Below are 16380 nucleotides of genomic sequence, written 5' to 3'. Positions count from 1 at the left end.
TGGCGGGCAGTGATGGACAAGCGGGTCCTGGATCACTACGACGGCGACATCACGCAGGCTAATATCGACCCCAAGAAGCGTGAGAAGATCCTCGCCAAGTACGGTCGATCCAACACTGTGGAAACTGCCTAGGAGGTTGGCCCCGATGAGTCGATTCGTCTGCCCGGTATGCGACTACGTGTACGACGAGGAGAAGGGCGACCCCCGCGAGGGGTTCCCCGCCGGAACCCTCTGGGCTGACATCCCGGATGACTGGCCCTGCCCCGACTGCGGGGTCCGCGAGAAGGTTGACTTCGAGCCTGCATCCTGAACATGACGTGCTCCCAGCCTGGGGTGAGAATCCACAGGCTGGGAGTTCGCGCAACTACGGCTGCGCGCCGAATAGACAACGCCGTCGACGATTGTGAGATGGAAACGACATGAGCACCGAGTACAAGCTCTATCGCTGCCTGCAATGCGGTTTCGAGTATGACGAGGCCGAGGGCTGGCCCGAGGACGACATCGCGCCAGGGACCCGCTGGGAGGACATCCCGGACGACTGGAGCTGCCCCGACTGCGGTGCGGCGAAGTCCGACTTCGAGATGGTAGAGGTATCGCGCGCGTGAGCGAAGGCGTAGTCCAAGACGGAACCGTTGTCATCATCGGATCGGGCGTGTGCGGCGCCACCGCCGCGGAGACCCTCCGCAAGGAAGGGTTCGCCGGCAAGATCGTGATGATCAGCAGCGACACCGAGTACCCCTATCGCCGCCCACAGCTCTCCAAGGAGCTGCTCGAGGGCAAGGTAACGGTCGAGCGCTCGAGGCTGCGACCGCCTTCCTTCTGGGAAGAGCAGAACGTCGAGATCATCGCCGGGACCACCGTCGCCGGGATCAAGCCGGCCGACAAGAAGATCCTTCTCGAGGACGGCAACGAGCAGCCCTACGATGCGCTGCTCATCGCCACGGGTGGACGCCCCCGGATGATCCCGGGCCTGGATCCAGAGGCCCAGCCGAACGTGCACTACCTGCGCAGCATGGCCGACGTGCCCACGTTGCGCGCTGCCATCGACGGCAAGGGCAAGCTGCTCATCATCGGTGCCGGGCTGATCGGCTCCGAGGTGGCGGCCACCGCGCGCGCCCTCGGTTCCGAGGTGATCCTGCTCGAGGCTGCGGAGCGTCCGCTCGCGCGCATGCTGCCGGAGTCCATCTCGCGGCTCTACGTGAAGATGCACGAGGACAACGGCGTCGAGCTGCACGCCGGCGTGCAGCTCGATCGGGTGGATGTCGACAAGAAGGGCGTCACGGCGGTCTCGCCGGATGGCCGCAGCTGGAAGGCCGCGGCAGCGCTCGTCTCCGTCGGGATGATGCCCAATGCAGAGCTTGCCGAGGAGGCCGGTCTCGCGGTCGATACCACGGGCCGCCGCGGAGTCATCGTCGACAAGTTCTGCCGCACCTCGGATCCGGCGATCTATGCGGCAGGTGACGTGGCGATGTTCCCGAACCTGCTGCTCGGCGGGATGCAGCGCGTGGAGCACTGGAGCAACGCGCAGGAGCAGGGCGCGCACGCGGCCCGGGCGATCCTGGGCATGCCCACCCCGTACGCGGATGTGCCGTGGAGCTGGACCAAGCAGTACGGCAAGAACCTGCAGATCGCCGGGTGGCCGTCGCCAGAGGATGACCTGATCATCCACGGTGACCTCGATGCGCTCGATTTCACTGTCCTGTGCCTGCGTGATGATCAGCTCGTGGGCGTGATCTCGATGGGCAGGCCCAAGGAGTTCCGCAACGCCAAGGCGCTCATCCCGGACGCGCAGTACATCAGCCGCAAGGACCTGGAGGAGGGCGTTCCCGCAGCTGCTCCGGTGCGGGCTGGCGCAGCAGGGGGCAACGACAAGTAGTCGTTGTCTAGTGCTTTGACACCGGGCATGGTTTTGACTAGTGTCTTGACCATGCCCGGTGGACGCTCGAGAGTCACGTATCAGGAGGCTGCGCGGCGCCTGCTGCGGGACTCCGTCCTCGATGCTGTCCGGGAGCTCCTCGATGAGAAGGAGTGGTCCGACATCACCATGGCGGAGGTCGCCCGCAACGCCGGAGTGAGCCGCCAGACGCTCTACAACGAGTTCGAGTCCCGGCAAGGCGTGGCACAGCAGTACATCCTTCGGCTAGTCGATCACTTCCTCGATGAGGCCAACGAGGCCGTGCAGACGCATGTCGGTGATGCCCGGGGTGCCATCAGTGATGCCTTCCAGCGCTTCCTCAGCGCCGCCACCCAGGATCCCGCTGTGCGCTGGGCCCTGCTCGGCCGCGCGAAGGCCGAGATCCTGAGCCTCATCACCACCGATGGCTGGCCCGTCCTCGAGCGGGCAGTGGACCGGCTGGCCCGCATCATGCAGGACAACTGGCCACGGCTCGATGAGCGCGAGGCACAGGTGACCGCCATGTACGTTGGGCGCATCGCATTGAGCTTCATCGCCATCCCGCCGCGCGCGCCAGACACCATGGTCGACGATTTCACCGATTTCGTGGCGCCCTATCTCCAGGCCGCCTACATCAAGGCGAAGGCGCGCGACACCGCGACCTCCGCGTGATTCCCCGCGCCGCAGCGGCTAGCCTTGCGTTGCGATCCCTCAGCTCGGTACCTGGCCGCCACGGGCAGGCCGGGCAGTGGATCGCCTCCTAGCCAATCCCCACGCCGTAGCTGCAACGTATCCCCAACGACGCATCCCTCACGACGATGGACCGGGCCCTCCCGTGGCCCCACAAGCGAAGATCCCCAACAAGAAGATGGTGAAGATAATGTCGGCTCTGCCGGTCGCAGACTTCCACAATGGAATCGAGTACAAGGTCGCGGACCTCGGGCTTGCCGAGTTCGGTCGCAAGGAGATCCGCCTCGCCGAGCATGAGATGCCCGGCCTGATGTCCCTGCGCCGCGAGTACGCCGAGGCGCAGCCGCTCAAGGGCGCGCGCATCACCGGTTCGCTGCACATGACCGTGCAGACCGCAGTACTGATCGAGACCCTCGTCGCGCTCGGCGCGCAGGTTCGCTGGGCCTCCTGCAACATCTTCTCCACCCAGGACCATGCGGCCGCGGCAGTCGTCGTGGGACCGCACGGCACCCCTGAGGAGCCCCGCGGCACCGCGGTCTTCGCATGGAAGGGCGAGAGCCTCGAGGAGTACTGGTGGTGCGCGGAGCAGGCGCTCACCTGGCCCGCGGCGGATGGTCCCGCCAACATGATCCTCGACGACGGTGGCGATGCCACCATGCTCGTGCTCCGGGGCGCGCAGTTCGAGGTCGCCGGCGTGGTGCCGCCGCTCGACGAGGATCAGCACTCCGCCGAGTACCAGGTGTTCCTCGAGCTTCTGCGCGCCTCGACCGCCGCCGACGCCACCAAGTGGAGCACCATCGCCAAGTCCGTGCAGGGCGTGACGGAGGAGACCACCACCGGGGTCCTGCGGCTGTACCAGTTCGCCGCGGCGGGGGAGCTGACATTCCCCGCGATCAACGTCAACGACTCCGTCACCAAGAGCAAGTTCGACAACAAGTACGGCACCCGGCACTCGCTCATCGACGGCATCAACCGTGGCACCGATGTCCTCATCGGCGGCAAGAAGGTTCTCATCTGCGGCTACGGCGATGTCGGCAAGGGCTGCGCCGAGTCGCTCGCCGGGCAGGGCGCCCGCGTCCAGGTCACCGAGGTCGACCCGATCAACGCGCTGCAGGCCCTGATGGACGGCTACGACGTCGTCACCGTCGAGGAGGCGATCGGCAAGGCCGACATCATCATCACCTCCACCGGCAACAAGGATGTCATCACCCTTGACCATATGCGGGCGATGAAGCACCAGGCGATCCTCGGCAACATCGGTCACTTCGACAACGAGATCGACATGGCCGCGCTCGAGCGCAGCCCCGAGACGTCGCGCATCAACATCAAGCCACAGGTCGACGAGTGGGTCTTCGCCGACAAGGAGGGCAACCCGCTCCGGTCGATCATCGTGCTCTCCGAGGGCCGCCTGCTCAACCTCGGCAATGCGACCGGGCACCCGTCGTTCGTGATGAGCAACAGCTTCTCCAACCAGGTCATCGCCCAGATCGAGCTGTGGACGAAGAAGGATGAGTACGACAACGAGGTGTACCGCTTGCCCAAGCACCTCGACGAGAAGGTCGCGCGCATCCACGTCGAGGCGCTCGGTGGCAGCCTGACCAAGCTCACCAAGGACCAGGCCGAGTACATCGGCGTGGACGTCGAGGGCCCCTACAAGCCGGAGCACTACCGCTACTGATGGGCACGCTCGTTGTCCTCGAGGGGCTCGATGGCTCCGGGAAGCGCACGCTCGCCGCGGCACTGCTGCGGGAGCTCGCTGACCGGGGCCTGCGAGCCACCAGCCTGGCGTTCCCGCGCTACGGGCAGTCCCAGCCCGCTGACATCGCCGCAGAGGCGCTCAGGGGCCAGCATGGCGATCTGCTCGCCTCGATCAACGGGATGGCCGTGCTGTGGGCGCTGGACCGGCACCAGGCCCGGCCCATGCTCGATCGGCTGCGCCACGAGCATGATGTGGTGCTGCTCGATCGGTACGTGGCGTCCAACGCGGCCTACTCCGCCGCGCGTGGCGAGGCGCGGGACGAGGACAGCACGGTGGAGTGGGTGCGCGAGCTCGAGCACGGCCGGCTCGGGCTCCCGGAGCCGGGGCTGCACATCCTCGTGGACGTCGAGGTCGCGGTGGCCGAGCAGCGGGCCCGCCACCGCGCGGCCACCGAGCCTGGTCGCGCCCGCGATGCGTACGAGCGGGACAGCACGCTCCAGGAGCGCACCGCGACGATCTACCGGCGGCTGGCGGAGCAGCGCTGGACGTCGCCGTGGGTGGTCTTCGGCGGCGCCGGAGCGGGCGGGAGCTGCTCCATCGAGGACCTTGCCGGGCGCATCGAGGAGATCCGTGCGGCAAGCGCTGGGCGGGGCTAGAGTGGTGGGGAGCGCGGCGCGCCGGCAGCGTCAAAACCACGCTTGCAGGCATTTGAGTGTAACGATATGGGTATGAAGCCGAAGATTCTGGTTGTCGACGATGACGCAGCGCTCGCCGAAATGCTGACCATTGTGCTCCGTGGTGAGGGATTCGAGCCCTACGTCGTCGGAGACGGCACGCAGGCATTGAGCGCGGTCCGGGACATCCGGCCCGACCTTGTGCTCCTTGACCTGATGCTGCCCGGAATGAATGGCATCGATGTGTGCCGCGTGCTGCGCGCCGACTCGGGCGTCCCGATCGTGATGCTGACCGCCAAGACCGACACCGTTGATGTCGTGCTCGGCCTGGAGTCCGGTGCTGACGACTACGTGATCAAGCCCTTCAAGCCGAAGGAGCTCGTGGCGCGCGTGCGGGCCCGGCTTCGTCGGCGCGAGGATGAGCCCGCTGAGCTGCTCAGCATCGGCGAGGTCGAGATCGACGTCCCCGCGCACAAGGTCACCCGCAATGGCGAACTGATCAACCTGACGCCGCTGGAGTTCGACCTGCTGGTCGCGCTGGCCCGCAAGCCCCGCCAGGTCTTCACCCGCGAGGTGCTGCTCGAGCAGGTCTGGGGCTACCGGCATGCTGCCGATACCCGCCTGGTCAATGTCCATGTGCAGCGCTTGCGCGCCAAGGTCGAGAATGATCCCGAGAAGCCCGAGATCGTGCTGACGGTGCGGGGAGTTGGATACAAGGCCGGACCGCCGTGATCGGTCGCGCCCGCACCCGGCGCAAGATCAATGGTCGGACCACGAGGTGGGTGCGCAGGTTCAGGGCGGTAGGGTCGGCACTCGGGCACTGGTGGCGACGGTCACTCCAGCTGCGCGTCGTTGTGTCGACGATGGCACTGTCGCTCGTTGTCATCCTGGCGCTGGGCTTCGCCCTGACGAACCAGCTCACCGCGCGGATGCTCGAGGCCAAGCTTGGTGCTGCGGTGCAACAGCTGGATTCGGCGCGACTGACCGTCCAGCGGGAGCTCGCGGGGGCAGGGGATACGACCTCGCGCCAGGGCCGGATCAACAGCGCGCGCTCGGCCCTGAACTGGCAGGTCGACAATGACCAGAACACGGGTGGCGCTGGATTGTGGACGCCGGTGCTCATCGCGACCGACTCGGAAGCGACGCAGGGCCTGATCACCAGTGGCGCCGTGGAGCAGATCCCGGATTCGCTGCGCGACTATGTGCGCCAGGGCCAGGTCTCCTACGTGTACTCGACGGTTCCCGCGTCCGAGAACAGTGTCGTGTCCGCACTGATCATGGGAACGCCCACCGCCTCAGACATTCCAGGCCTGGAGCTGTACCTGATCTTCCCGCTCGAGAGCGAGGCCCGGAGCCTCTCCCTCATGCGAGGGACCGTGCTCACCGGCAGCGCCGTGCTGCTCGTCCTGCTCACGGCGATCTCGCTGCTCGTGGCGCGCCAGGTGGTCATCCCGGTGCGCTCCGCTGCCCGGATCGCCGCCCGCTTCGCGGAGGGGCGGCTCAAGGAGCGCATGCCCGTTCGGGGCGAGGATGATATGGCCCGGCTCGCCATGTCCTTCAACGAGATGGCGGAGAGCCTGTCGCGCCAGATCACCCAGCTCGAGGAGTTCGGCAACCTGCAGAAGCGATTCACCTCGGATGTGAGCCATGAGCTGCGGACTCCGCTGACCACCGTGCGCATGGCCGCCGACGTCATCTACGACAGCCGCGACGAGCTCGATCCGATGCTGGAGCGCTCGGCCGAGCTGATGATGCGCGAGCTCGACCGCTTCGAGAGCCTGCTCGCGGACCTGCTCGAGATCAGCCGCCACGATGCGGGCGTCGCCGAGCTCTCCGCCGAGCAGATCGACGTTCGCTCCTGCGTGCACGCCGCGCTCTCCACGGTGCAGCGGCTCGCCACCGATGCCAGCGTCCCGCTGATCGTGGATATCCCTGATGAGCCGATCATCGCTGAGGTGGATCCCCGCCGCGTCGAGCGTGTGGTTCGCAATCTCCTCGCCAACGCCATCGACCACAGCGAGGGCAACCCTGTGCTGCTCCGGATGCGCGCCGACAATGACACCCTCGCCGTCATTGTTCGTGACTGGGGCGTGGGGCTCAAGGCAGGGGAGGAGAAGCTGGTGTTCAACCGGTTCTGGCGCTCCGACCCCTCGCGCGTCCGGCGCTCCGGTGGTACAGGTCTCGGCCTCGCGATCAGCGTCGAGGATGCCCGCCTGCACAATGGCAGGCTCGACGCCTGGGGCGAGCGCGGGTACGGATCGGTGTTCCGGCTCGCGCTCCCGCTCTCGCGCGGACGCAGGGTCACCACCTCGCCACTGCCGCTCAAGCCTGACCCCGAGGACATGGACATGCCCGTGATCGCTCCGGCCGCGGAGCGAAGCACCAAGTCCGAGGTGGAGATCATGCTGGACCCCATGGAATCAGCGGCAGTGTTCACCCCCGACGATGTCGCCGACACTCGCTCGGGAAGGGACTCGGAGGACGCGGGGTGGCACGCGAAATGATGAGCGTTCAGCTTCCCGCAACGCTGCGGGCCCGGCGCCTGCTGAGCTGGCTGGCCCTCGCCACAGTCGCCCTGCTGGCGGCCGCGTGCACCACCCTGCCGACGGACTCCCAGCCCCGCGCGATCGGCACGATCCCGCAGGAGTCCCTCTCCACCTCGGTGCCCGAGCCCACGCCCGGCATCGATGCGTTCCCCCTCGTGCGCGAGTTCCTGCGCGCCAGCGCCGACCCCCGTGGGCGGCACGCTGCTGCGCGGGAGTTCCTCACGCCCTCCGCGGATAGCCAATGGAACGACAACGCGAACATCGTCATCGCCAACCGCATCGATGTGCTCTCCGAGGGGCTGCGCACCGCTGACACAGCGACCTTCGCCATCCGTGCCGACAAGGTCGGCCAGCTCAGCTCCGACGGAGTGTTCACCGCGGAGGAAGGCACTGTCGAGTCCCAGGTGACGGTGGTGATGAGCGACGGCGAATGGCGCATCGATGAGCTCGACAACGGTGTGGTCATCGAGCGCCCTCACTTCCTGACCAGCTATGAGCGGTTCTCCGTGTACTTTCTCGATGCCTCCGGTGAGCACCTGGTCCCGGACCTGCGATGGGCAGCGGTGGAGGAGGACCAGAAGGTCTCCCAGCTGATGGCCATGCTCATCGACGGGCCGAGCTCCAGGCTCGCGCCGGGCGTGCGGACCCGCTTCAGCGGCGACGTCCGCTTGCGCGGTCCCATCACCAAGGCTGACGGTCGTGCCTCGCAGGTAGGCGTGGGACTCGGGGGCGTGCGCCTGGACTTCCAGGGCCTCGGCTCGGCCTCCCTGGAGGAGCGCAGGCGCCTCGCCGCGCAGATCGTATGGACCCTCGACAGCGCAGGGATCCCCGGTCCCTACCTGATCGAGGCGGACGGCGCGCCGCTCGTGGAGGAGAACGCCTCGGGGTGGGGCCCGCAGGATGTCGCGTCGATGGATCCGGTGAGCAGCACGGCCACCGAGGTTGGCCTGCACGCGGTCGTCGACGGCCAGGTCGTGGCAGTGACCGACACCTCCATGACCCCGGTGCCCGGGACCGCTGGTGCGCTCGACAGCGTCGAGTACGCGGCCATCTCGCACGATGGCCGATCAGTCGCTCTCGTCGCCCGCAGCGACCAGTCCGACGAGGCGCCCTACCAGTTGCTCATCGGCGACTATGGCGGCGCGCTGTCGGTCGTCGGGGAGGGCATGTCCATCACTCGTCCCACCTGGTCCACCAGCGACGGCGCGGCATGGGCCGTGATCGACGGGGAGACCGTTACCCGCGTCGTCAGGGATTCCGGGACCGGCACGTTCTCCACGACGACGGTCGAATCCGGATCCCTCGCCGCGCTGCAAGGACAGATCACCAGCCTGCGGCTCGCCTCCGATGGAACCCGGGTGGCCCTCATCATCGGGGGACGCGTCCACGTCGCCGTCGTCGCCGAGCCCCGTGCGGACGAGTTCACACTGGTCAATCCCCAGCCGGTGGCGCTGAACCTGACCGACACCGCGGTAGCGCTCGACTGGGGCACCCCCGATGCCCTGCTCGTGGTCCGTGGCGTAGCTGACGCGCCGGTCGCGCGGGTCTCCGCCGATGGGTCGCGCGTCGAGCAGCTTCCGCGCAGCAACCTCTCGCCGCCCGTGACCGCGGTGGATGCCTCGCCGACCACTGAGTACGTGACGGATTCGCGCGGCGTGCTGAGGCTTGGCCGCGACGAGCCGCAAGGCGAGCGGTTCTGGCGCGAGGTCACCCGGCTGATGGGCACGGACGCCAAGCCCATCCTGCCGGGCTAGGCGCGGTTGTGGATAGCGCGGCGGTTATCCACAGATTCGCTATCGCTATCGATCCGGGCGGCGGTGATGCCGCAGGATCGTGGCATGCAGGCCTTGATGGAGCTCATCCTGCCCCGCGAATGCGGGGGATGCGGAACACCCGGAACCAGTTGGTGCGGCGCGTGCGACATGACCGTGCCATGGGAGCCAGCGCGCTGGATGCCCCGGCATGATCCCGGCGTGCCGGTATGGACGCTGGCCCGGCACCGGGGCCCGCTGCGCCGGGCACTCTCCGGATGGAAGGAGCACGGACGCAGTGATCTCGCGCCGGTGCTCGCGTACCGGATGGCCCACGCCCTGGCTGCCACCGCAACCGGGGGAGCGGGCCGCACCGTGCTCCTGCCCGCGCCGAGCCGCTGGTGGGCCACGCGCATGAGGGGCCGGGATGCGATCGCTGATCTCGCATCGCAATGCGCGCGCCTGCTCGAGGATCTCGGCGGAGGAGATGCTGCCATGGAGCGCGCGCTTGCCCTGCACTGGCGGGCACGGGATTCGGTGGGCCTGACGGCACGACAGCGCGCGGCGAATGTACAGGGGCGGGTCCGTGCGCGCGGAGGCCTCCTTTCTACTGCCGCCCAGGCGCCGCGTGGCCGTGTCGTTCTCATCGACGATGTGGTCACCACCGGGGCGCTGCTCGCGGAATCAGTCCGTGTACTGCGAAAATCCGGCATTCCTGTGCGCGAGGCAATGGTGCTTGCCGCGGCCTGAGCGGGCCCAGGCAAATTTTCCGTGACTTTTCGGTCCGATCGGTAGCGCGACGGGAAACGACGTACTACCGTCGCGTTCACAACCCATAGCACGGCGATCTGGGGAGGTGACGTCATCGATCCCTTGTGCCGGGTGCGGTTGAGCAGGTCCCCGGCACTCTCGCACTGCAGCTGACACCGCAGGAACGGTGAGCAGCGGAATCTGGGAGGTATTGTGTCGACTGTTTCTCAAGCGGATCTTGTCCGGGCCCGAAACGGCGAGCCGGTAGGGCTCGACGAGGCCACCGAGGATCGCGGCAATCACGCGGACATTGTTGTCAAGGGCCGAAACGTCGAGGTTCCCGATCATTTCCGGCTCCATATCGAGGAGAAGGTAGGCCGGCTCGAGCGGTTTCACCACGATGTCCATCTCTATGACGTCGAGCTCCAGCACGAGAAGAACCGACGCCAGGCCAAGCACTGCCAGCGCATCGAGATCACCGCGCGGGGCAAGGGGCCTGTCATCCGAGCGGAGGCGTCGGCCGAGAATTTCTACGCAGCGCTCGAGATCGCGGTGGACAAGCTCGAGAGCAGGTTCCGCAAGACGCGTGATCGGCGCAAGGTCCATCATGGTAGTCGCACACCGATCTCGGTGGCCGAGGCTACGGCAGCGATGGCCCCCGAGCCCATGCTCGAACCGGGATCCCCCGCGCTCAATGGCAATGCCTGGGAGCGCAGCACCGATGAGGACATGGTGGCTGCGGCAGCCAGCGTGCCGGACGACGGGATCGAGGAGTATCCAGGCCCTGGGCATATCGTGCGCACGAAGGTGCACTCGTCCAAGCCCATGACCGTCGACGAGGCCCTGTACGAGATGGAGCTCGTGGGGCACGACTTCTACCTGTTCCATGATGTGGATTCAGACAGCCCCTCGGTGGTGTATCGGCGCCATGCCTTCGACTACGGTTTGATCAGGCTGGCTTGAGGAAAGCGACGGATCACGATCCGCGCTCTACCATGGAGTCCGGCTAGGTGGATGCCTAGCCGGATTTTCCATGGCGGGATGCCGCCCGGCGGTGGCCACGCCGCCCGGGTGCACGCTGTCACGACGACGATTGAGGAAACCTGTACATGCTCTCGAAGCTGCTGCGAGTGGGCGAAGGCCGTATGGTCAAGCGGCTCCAGGTCATCGCGGACCACATTGGAACGCTCTCGCCCGACGTGGAGAAGCTGTCGGATGATGAGCTGCGCGCGAAGACCGACGAGTTCAAGCGCCGCCATGAAGCCGGGGAATCGCTCGATGACCTGCTGCCCGAGGCGTTCGCCGTGGCGCGGGAGGCGTCGTCGCGCGTGCTGTCCCAGCGGCACTTCGATGTCCAGGTCATGGGAGGCGCGGCGCTGCATCTCGGCAATATCGCCGAGATGAAGACCGGTGAGGGCAAGACCCTCACCTGTGTGCTGCCCGCCTACCTCAATGCCATTGCGGACAAGGGCGTGCATGTGGTCACCGTCAATGACTACCTCGCCAAGCGTGACTCCGAGTGGATGGGCCGCGTGCACCGGTTCCTCGGCCTCGAGGTCGGCTCGATCCTGTCGGGCATGACGCCAGCCCAGCGGCGGGCCGCCTACAAGGCAGACATCACCTACGGCACCAACAACGAGTTCGGTTTCGACTACCTGCGCGACAACATGGCGCACTCCACCGAGGAGCTCGTGCAGCGCGGCCACAACTTCGCCGTCGTCGATGAGGTGGACTCGATCCTCATCGACGAGGCCCGCACGCCGCTGATCATCTCGGGCCCGGCCGATGGATCCTCCAAGTGGTATGGCGAGTTCGCTCGCATCGTCCCGCTGATGAAGCCCGACGTCCACTACGAGGTGGACATCAAGAAGCGCACGATCGGCGTGCACGAGGCTGGTGTCGAGTTCGTCGAGGACCAGCTCGGCATCGAGAACCTGTATGAGGCCGCCAACTCGCCCCTCGTCAGCTACCTCAATAACGCCATCAAGGCGAAGGAGCTGTTCCAGAAGGACAAGGATTACATCGTCCGCGATGGCGAGGTCATCATCGTTGATGAGTTCACCGGGCGCATCATGCAGGGCCGCCGCTACAACGAGGGCATGCACCAGGCCATCGAGGCCAAGGAAGGCGTGGAGATCAAGGCCGAGAACCAGACTCTCGCCTCGATCACCCTGCAGAACTACTTCCGCATGTACGACAAGCTCTCGGGCATGACCGGCACCGCCCAGACCGAGGCGGCCGAGCTGCACCAGATCTATTCGCTCGGCGTGGTGTCCATCCCGACGAACCGCACGATGCAGCGCGTGGACCAGTCAGACCTGATCTACAAGACCGAGCGAGCCAAGTTCGATGCCGTCGCTGATGACATCGCTGAGCGCCACCACAAGGGCCAGCCCGTGCTCGTGGGCACCACCAGCGTGGAGCGCTCCGAGTACCTCTCGCAGCTGCTGCAGCAGCGCAAGATCAAGCACAGCGTGCTCAATGCGAAGTATCACGAGCAGGAGGCGCAGATCATCGCCGAGGCCGGGCGCGCGGGCTCGGTGACGGTGGCGACCAACATGGCCGGCCGTGGTACCGACATCGTGCTCGGCGGCAACCCCGAGATCATCCTCGATATGCGGCTGCGCGCCATGGGACTCGATCCCGTCGAGCACGACGAGGAGTACCAGGCCAAGTGGGATGCCCAGATCGACGACGTCCGCGCAGAAGTCTCGGCGGAGGCACGGAAGGTCTGCGAGGCTGGAGGACTCTATGTCCTCGGCACCGAGCGGCACGAGTCGCGTCGTATCGATAACCAGCTGCGTGGACGCTCGGGCCGCCAGGGCGACCCCGGTGAATCCCGGTTCTATCTCTCCCTCGGCGATGAGCTGATGCGCCGCTTCGGCGCTGTCGAGGTCATCATGTCCCGGCTCAACCTGCCCGAGGACGTGCCCATCGAGTCGAAGATGGTGTCCCGCTCGATCCGGTCCGCGCAGACCCAGGTGGAGCAGCAGAACTTCGAGGTCCGCAAGAACGTCCTCAAGTACGACGAGGTGATGAACCAGCAGCGCAAGGTCATCTACGCCGAGCGCAACCGCATCCTGCGCGGCGAAGCGCTCGATGGCCAGATCAGTCACATGATCGACGATGTCATCACCGCGTACGTCAACGGTGCCACCGCTGAGGGCTTCGCCGAGGACTGGGACCTCGAGCAGCTCTGGGCGGCATTGAAGACGCTGTACCCGGTGAGCTTCGGCTGGCAGGAGCTCGCGGGCGAGACCAAGCCCGGAGAGCATTCGGACCTTACTCGCGAGCAGCTTCTCGACGCGCTCCTCGAGGATTGCCACAAGGCATACGCCAAGCGGGAGACCGACATCGAGGCCGTCGCCGGGGAAGGCGCGATGCGCCAGCTCGAGCGTCGCGTGCTGATGTCCGTGCTCGATCGCAAGTGGCGCGAGCACCTCTACGAGATGGACTATCTCAAGGAAGGCATCGGCCTGCGCGCGATGGCGCAGCGCGATCCGCTCGTCGAGTACCAGCGCGAGGGCTACGACATGTTCACCGGCATGATCGACGGTGTGAAGGAGGAAGTCGTCGGCTTCCTGTTCAACGTCTCGATCGAGCAGCAGCCCTCCCGGACGGTCCAGCCCGCGGCCGGGCTCACCGGTGCGGGCGCGAGCCCGCTCGCCCAGGCCGCGGCCGCCTCGCGCGCCCGGCAGGCTCAGGGCGCAGCGCCAGCACGGCCCGCCCAGGAACCCGCTCCTGCACAGCCCGCGGCCAGCAGCACGCCGCAACCCGCGGCTGTGCAGGCCAAGGGGCTCGATGAGGATGAGCAGCCACCGCGGCTCACCTACAGCGGCCCCTCCGAGACAGGCGAGACGCAGGTCCGTGGCGAGAGCAACACCGTCGAGGAAGGCGTGAGCACCAACCGTCGCGTGCGTCGCCAGGCCGAGAAAGAACGCAAGAAGGCCACCCGCGGGCTTCGCCGCTAGGCAACTAGGGGTGCGCCGCTAGGCGGGCGCGGACGTCGAGCGAGTGTGCGAAAAGCGACAGGATTCTTCAGGATCACTGTCGCTTTTCGCACACTGGTGCCCCTGTTTCGGGCGCCCTCGTCCCCGCCTATCCGAGCTCGAGCGCGGTGCACTGCCAGGACCCGTCGCGCCCAGTCTCGAACCGCGCGGCAAGGGCGAACGCGCGCTCGCCGCGCGCGCACGTGCATGAGGCCTCGATGCACCTTTCCGAGACGGGGCGCACATGCACGCTGAGGATCCGCGCTGGTGGCGTGCCGGTGCCATGCAGACGGGATCGCTCGGCGAGCAGCGCGATCACCGCGGGTGCTGCCGCGCGCCTGAGGTGGCCGGTATCGCGCCGTTGATCGAGCACATCGACGATGAGCCGGAACAGCGCGGCTGCGGCGGCGCGCGCGGAGTGCTGCTCGTCGCGCTGCTCATCGGTGCGGCGGTTGAGGGGCCTGGCGCGGCGGGCCGAGGAGGTGCCAGGGAGCCGGCGTGGGCCGCCGCACGGGGGCGCGTGCCGACCGGGCGCGGGCTCGCTGCGTGGTGGGGCGCCGATGCGCGCGCCGTCGAGGCGCGGGATGGGGCGTGGTGCTGATGTGGCCATGAAGGTCCCTCCGTGTCCGCTGTGATACGGGGACCGTTCGCGACGGTGCCCGTATCGTCCATTACGTGGTCTAGCGGCCGCGCGGAGAGGAGCGAGGCAGCAATAGAGTACCTTGTTCTGTCAAGCGCGCTCGGCCGCCGACCCGCTGGGCCGGACATGGCGCGGCCAAACCGGGTAGTCTGTGGTGCGGTATCGCTGAGAAAGCGTGAGTGAGGGAGATTACAAGCTTGGTGCCGGTGTGTCCGCGCCGCTACATCGGGGGTGTCGTGAGAAGGGTTTCCGCGTCGCGCGGTGTTGATGCGCGCCCGGTGCAGGGTGGCGCCCAGCGGCGCGCCTGCATGGTGGTCCGGGAGGTCGTGCTGTGGTGAAGAAGCTGTCCAATCTCGACGCCTCGTTCTATTACATGGAGGAGAGCACGACGCCCATGCATGTGGGCACGCTCGCGATCTTCCAGAGCACCGATGAGGAGCAGCTCGACTATGACAGCTTGCTCAACCTCGTCGAGGAGCGGATCGGGCTGGTGCCGCAGTACCGCCAGAAGGTGCGCGAGGTAGCGCGTGGCCTGGGGCGGCCGGTATGGGTCGATGACGCGGATTTCGACATCACTTATCACGTGCGTCGCTCGGCGTTGCCGCGCCCGGGCGACGATGAGCAGCTGCATGACCTGATCGCGCGGCTCGTCTCGCGCCCGCTGGATCGGTCCCGCCCGCTGTGGGAGATGTATCTCGTCGAGGGGCTGTCGTCCGGTCGCTCGGCCATCTTCATCAAGTCGCATGAATCGCTGGTCGATGGCCTCGAGAACATGGAGATCGGGCAGGTGATCTTCGATCGCAAGCCACGCCCGGCGGAGCTCTCGGATGACCTGTGGATGCCGGAGCGCGAGCCTGGTGATCTCCGGCTGGTGGCAGGCGCCGTCATGGATCTCGTATCCCGCCCGCGCGATGGCATGCACACGTTGCGCATGGCCACGAAGGACGTCTCGGCGACGGTGGGGAAGGTCGCGCAGGGCGCGGGCAAGGTTGCCTCGATGGTGTGGTCGGCGGCGAGCACGGCCCCCACGAGCCCGCTCAATGTCACTATTTCCCGGAATCGCCGCTACGCGGTGGCGGCGAGCTCGCTGGACGAGTTCCGCCGCATCCGCGCTCGCTATGGCTGCACGGTCAATGATGTGGTGCTGTCGGTGATCTCTGGCGCGCTGCGCAACTGGCTCGTCTCGCGGGGCGAGCCTGTGTCGGCGTCGTCGACGGTCCGCGCGCTGGTGCCGATGGCGGTGTACCTCGAGGGCGCGTTCGATGGCACGGGCGGCGAGGCACGGCGCAATGTCTCGTCCTTCCTGATCGATCTGCCAGTGGGGGAGCCGAACCCGGTGGTGCGGCTCTCGCAGGTGGCCCATGCAACGGAGGTCCATGCCCATTCGGGACGGTCCGTGGATGCGGGGACGCTGGTGCAGCTTTCCGGCTTCGCCCCCGCGACGCTGCATGCGATGGGCGCGCGCGTCGCCAGCTCGTTCCCGCAGCGGGTGTTCAACCTGATCATCACGAACGCCCCCGGCCCGCAGTCGCCGCTCTACTCGGCCGGGGTTCGGATGACGGAGATGTACCCGGTGCCGCCGCTCGTGAAGAACCAGGCCCTCTCCATCGGTGTGACGTCGTACAACGGTCGGATCTATTTTGGGCTGAACGCGGATCGGGGAGCGATGTCCGACGTTGATGTGTTCGCGTCGATGCTCGCCGAGTCGCTCGATGAGCTGCGCGAAGCGTGTGGCTGAAGGAGTTCG

At 67.0% G+C, this 16380-nt stretch carries 14 protein-coding genes; 13 read left to right on the top strand and 1 reads right to left on the bottom strand.

Translation table 11 applies throughout. The annotated features are described in order from the left end of the window. Positions 1-145: 145 nt before the first annotated feature. From FXO18_RS16265 to secA, 12 genes are all read left to right on the top strand, one after another. Positions 146-310, top strand: coding sequence for a rubredoxin (locus FXO18_RS16265; protein ID WP_149361270.1), 165 nt, complete (start codon positions 146-148; stop codon positions 308-310). 109 nt (positions 311-419) lie between these two features. Continuing rightward, positions 420-605 carry a rubredoxin gene (locus FXO18_RS11760; protein WP_149361269.1) on the top strand — a complete coding sequence of 62 codons (186 nt, stop codon included), beginning with the start codon at positions 420-422 and terminating at the stop codon, positions 603-605. Further along, on the top strand, positions 602-1876 hold the full coding sequence (locus FXO18_RS11755; protein WP_149361268.1) for an NAD(P)/FAD-dependent oxidoreductase: 1275 nt from the start codon (positions 602-604) through the stop codon (positions 1874-1876). The genes FXO18_RS11760 and FXO18_RS11755 overlap by 4 nt, the downstream gene beginning before the upstream one ends. 51 nt (positions 1877-1927) lie before the next feature. Beyond that, complete coding sequence (locus FXO18_RS11750) at positions 1928-2566, top strand: TetR family transcriptional regulator (protein WP_149361267.1); 639 nt, start codon at positions 1928-1930, stop codon at positions 2564-2566. Between the two features lie 196 nt (positions 2567-2762). Continuing rightward, the gene (gene ahcY / locus FXO18_RS11745) at positions 2763-4262 is read left to right on the top strand and encodes an adenosylhomocysteinase (protein WP_187774337.1); all 1500 of its coding nucleotides are present in this window, start codon (positions 2763-2765) and stop codon (positions 4260-4262) included. Continuing rightward, entirely contained in the window at positions 4262-4939 is a 678-nt protein-coding gene (locus FXO18_RS11740) for a dTMP kinase (RefSeq protein WP_149361266.1), read from the top strand. The genes ahcY and FXO18_RS11740 overlap by 1 nt, the downstream gene beginning before the upstream one ends. 72 nt (positions 4940-5011) lie before the next feature. Further along, a complete protein-coding gene (gene mtrA, locus FXO18_RS11735) occupies positions 5012-5689 on the top strand; it encodes an MtrAB system response regulator MtrA (RefSeq protein WP_149361265.1) in 678 nt (225 codons plus the stop codon). After that, positions 5686-7461 carry an MtrAB system histidine kinase MtrB gene (gene mtrB / locus FXO18_RS11730; protein ID WP_149361264.1) on the top strand — a complete coding sequence of 592 codons (1776 nt, stop codon included), beginning with the start codon at positions 5686-5688 and terminating at the stop codon, positions 7459-7461. Before mtrA ends, mtrB begins: the two co-directional genes overlap by 4 nt. Then, the gene (gene lpqB / locus FXO18_RS11725) at positions 7458-9257 is read left to right on the top strand and encodes an MtrAB system accessory lipoprotein LpqB (protein WP_149361263.1); all 1800 of its coding nucleotides are present in this window, start codon (positions 7458-7460) and stop codon (positions 9255-9257) included. Before mtrB ends, lpqB begins: the two co-directional genes overlap by 4 nt. An 84-nt stretch (positions 9258-9341) precedes the next feature. After that, on the top strand, positions 9342-10004 hold the full coding sequence (locus FXO18_RS11720; RefSeq protein ID WP_235900618.1) for a ComF family protein: 663 nt from the start codon (positions 9342-9344) through the stop codon (positions 10002-10004). Between the two features lie 309 nt (positions 10005-10313). Continuing rightward, the gene (hpf, locus tag FXO18_RS11715) at positions 10314-10967 is read left to right on the top strand and encodes a ribosome hibernation-promoting factor, HPF/YfiA family (protein WP_407936469.1); all 654 of its coding nucleotides are present in this window, start codon (positions 10314-10316) and stop codon (positions 10965-10967) included. Between the two features lie 146 nt (positions 10968-11113). Then, entirely contained in the window at positions 11114-13975 is a 2862-nt protein-coding gene (gene secA, locus FXO18_RS11710) for a preprotein translocase subunit SecA (RefSeq protein ID WP_149361261.1), read from the top strand. 127 nt (positions 13976-14102) lie between these two features. Here secA and FXO18_RS11705 read toward each other — a convergent pair whose 3' ends face one another. Continuing rightward, positions 14103-14603, bottom strand: coding sequence for an Rv3235 family protein (locus tag FXO18_RS11705; protein ID WP_149361260.1), 501 nt, complete (start codon positions 14601-14603; stop codon positions 14103-14105). A gap of 361 nt (positions 14604-14964) precedes the next feature. Here FXO18_RS11705 and FXO18_RS11700 point away from each other — a divergent pair, with 361 nt between their 5' ends. Next, positions 14965-16371: a WS/DGAT/MGAT family O-acyltransferase gene (locus FXO18_RS11700; RefSeq protein ID WP_149361259.1), complete on the top strand. Its 1407-nt coding sequence runs from the start codon at positions 14965-14967 to the stop codon at positions 16369-16371. Positions 16372-16380: the final 9 nt, after the last annotated feature.

The sequence above is a fragment of the Lolliginicoccus suaedae genome, from assembly GCF_008312885.1.
GTDB classification, from domain to species: domain Bacteria; phylum Actinomycetota; class Actinomycetes; order Mycobacteriales; family Mycobacteriaceae; genus Lolliginicoccus; species Lolliginicoccus suaedae.
The sequence above is the reverse complement of the archived record's forward strand: the minus strand, read 5'-3'. Positions and strand labels throughout refer to the sequence as shown.

What these genes read in the sequence shown, in the direction of transcription:
- FXO18_RS11740 (WP_149361266.1), top strand. Translation starts at nt 4,262, where the DNA reads ATGGGCACGCTCGTTGTCCTCGAGGGGCTCGATGGCTCCGGGAAGCGC.
- ahcY (WP_187774337.1), top strand. Translation starts at nt 2,763, where the DNA reads ATGGTGAAGATAATGTCGGCTCTGCCGGTCGCAGACTTCCACAATGGA.
- secA (WP_149361261.1), top strand. Translation starts at nt 11,114, where the DNA reads ATGCTCTCGAAGCTGCTGCGAGTGGGCGAAGGCCGTATGGTCAAGCGG.
- FXO18_RS11720 (WP_235900618.1), top strand. Translation starts at nt 9,342, where the DNA reads ATGCAGGCCTTGATGGAGCTCATCCTGCCCCGCGAATGCGGGGGATGC.
- FXO18_RS11705 (WP_149361260.1), bottom strand. Translation starts at nt 14,603, where the DNA reads ATGGCCACATCAGCACCACGCCCCATCCCGCGCCTCGACGGCGCGCGC.
- FXO18_RS11760 (WP_149361269.1), top strand. Translation starts at nt 420, where the DNA reads ATGAGCACCGAGTACAAGCTCTATCGCTGCCTGCAATGCGGTTTCGAG.
- FXO18_RS16265 (WP_149361270.1), top strand. Translation starts at nt 146, where the DNA reads ATGAGTCGATTCGTCTGCCCGGTATGCGACTACGTGTACGACGAGGAG.
- lpqB (WP_149361263.1), top strand. Translation starts at nt 7,458, where the DNA reads ATGATGAGCGTTCAGCTTCCCGCAACGCTGCGGGCCCGGCGCCTGCTG.
- FXO18_RS11750 (WP_149361267.1), top strand. Translation starts at nt 1,928, where the DNA reads ATGCCCGGTGGACGCTCGAGAGTCACGTATCAGGAGGCTGCGCGGCGC.
- mtrA (WP_149361265.1), top strand. Translation starts at nt 5,012, where the DNA reads ATGAAGCCGAAGATTCTGGTTGTCGACGATGACGCAGCGCTCGCCGAA.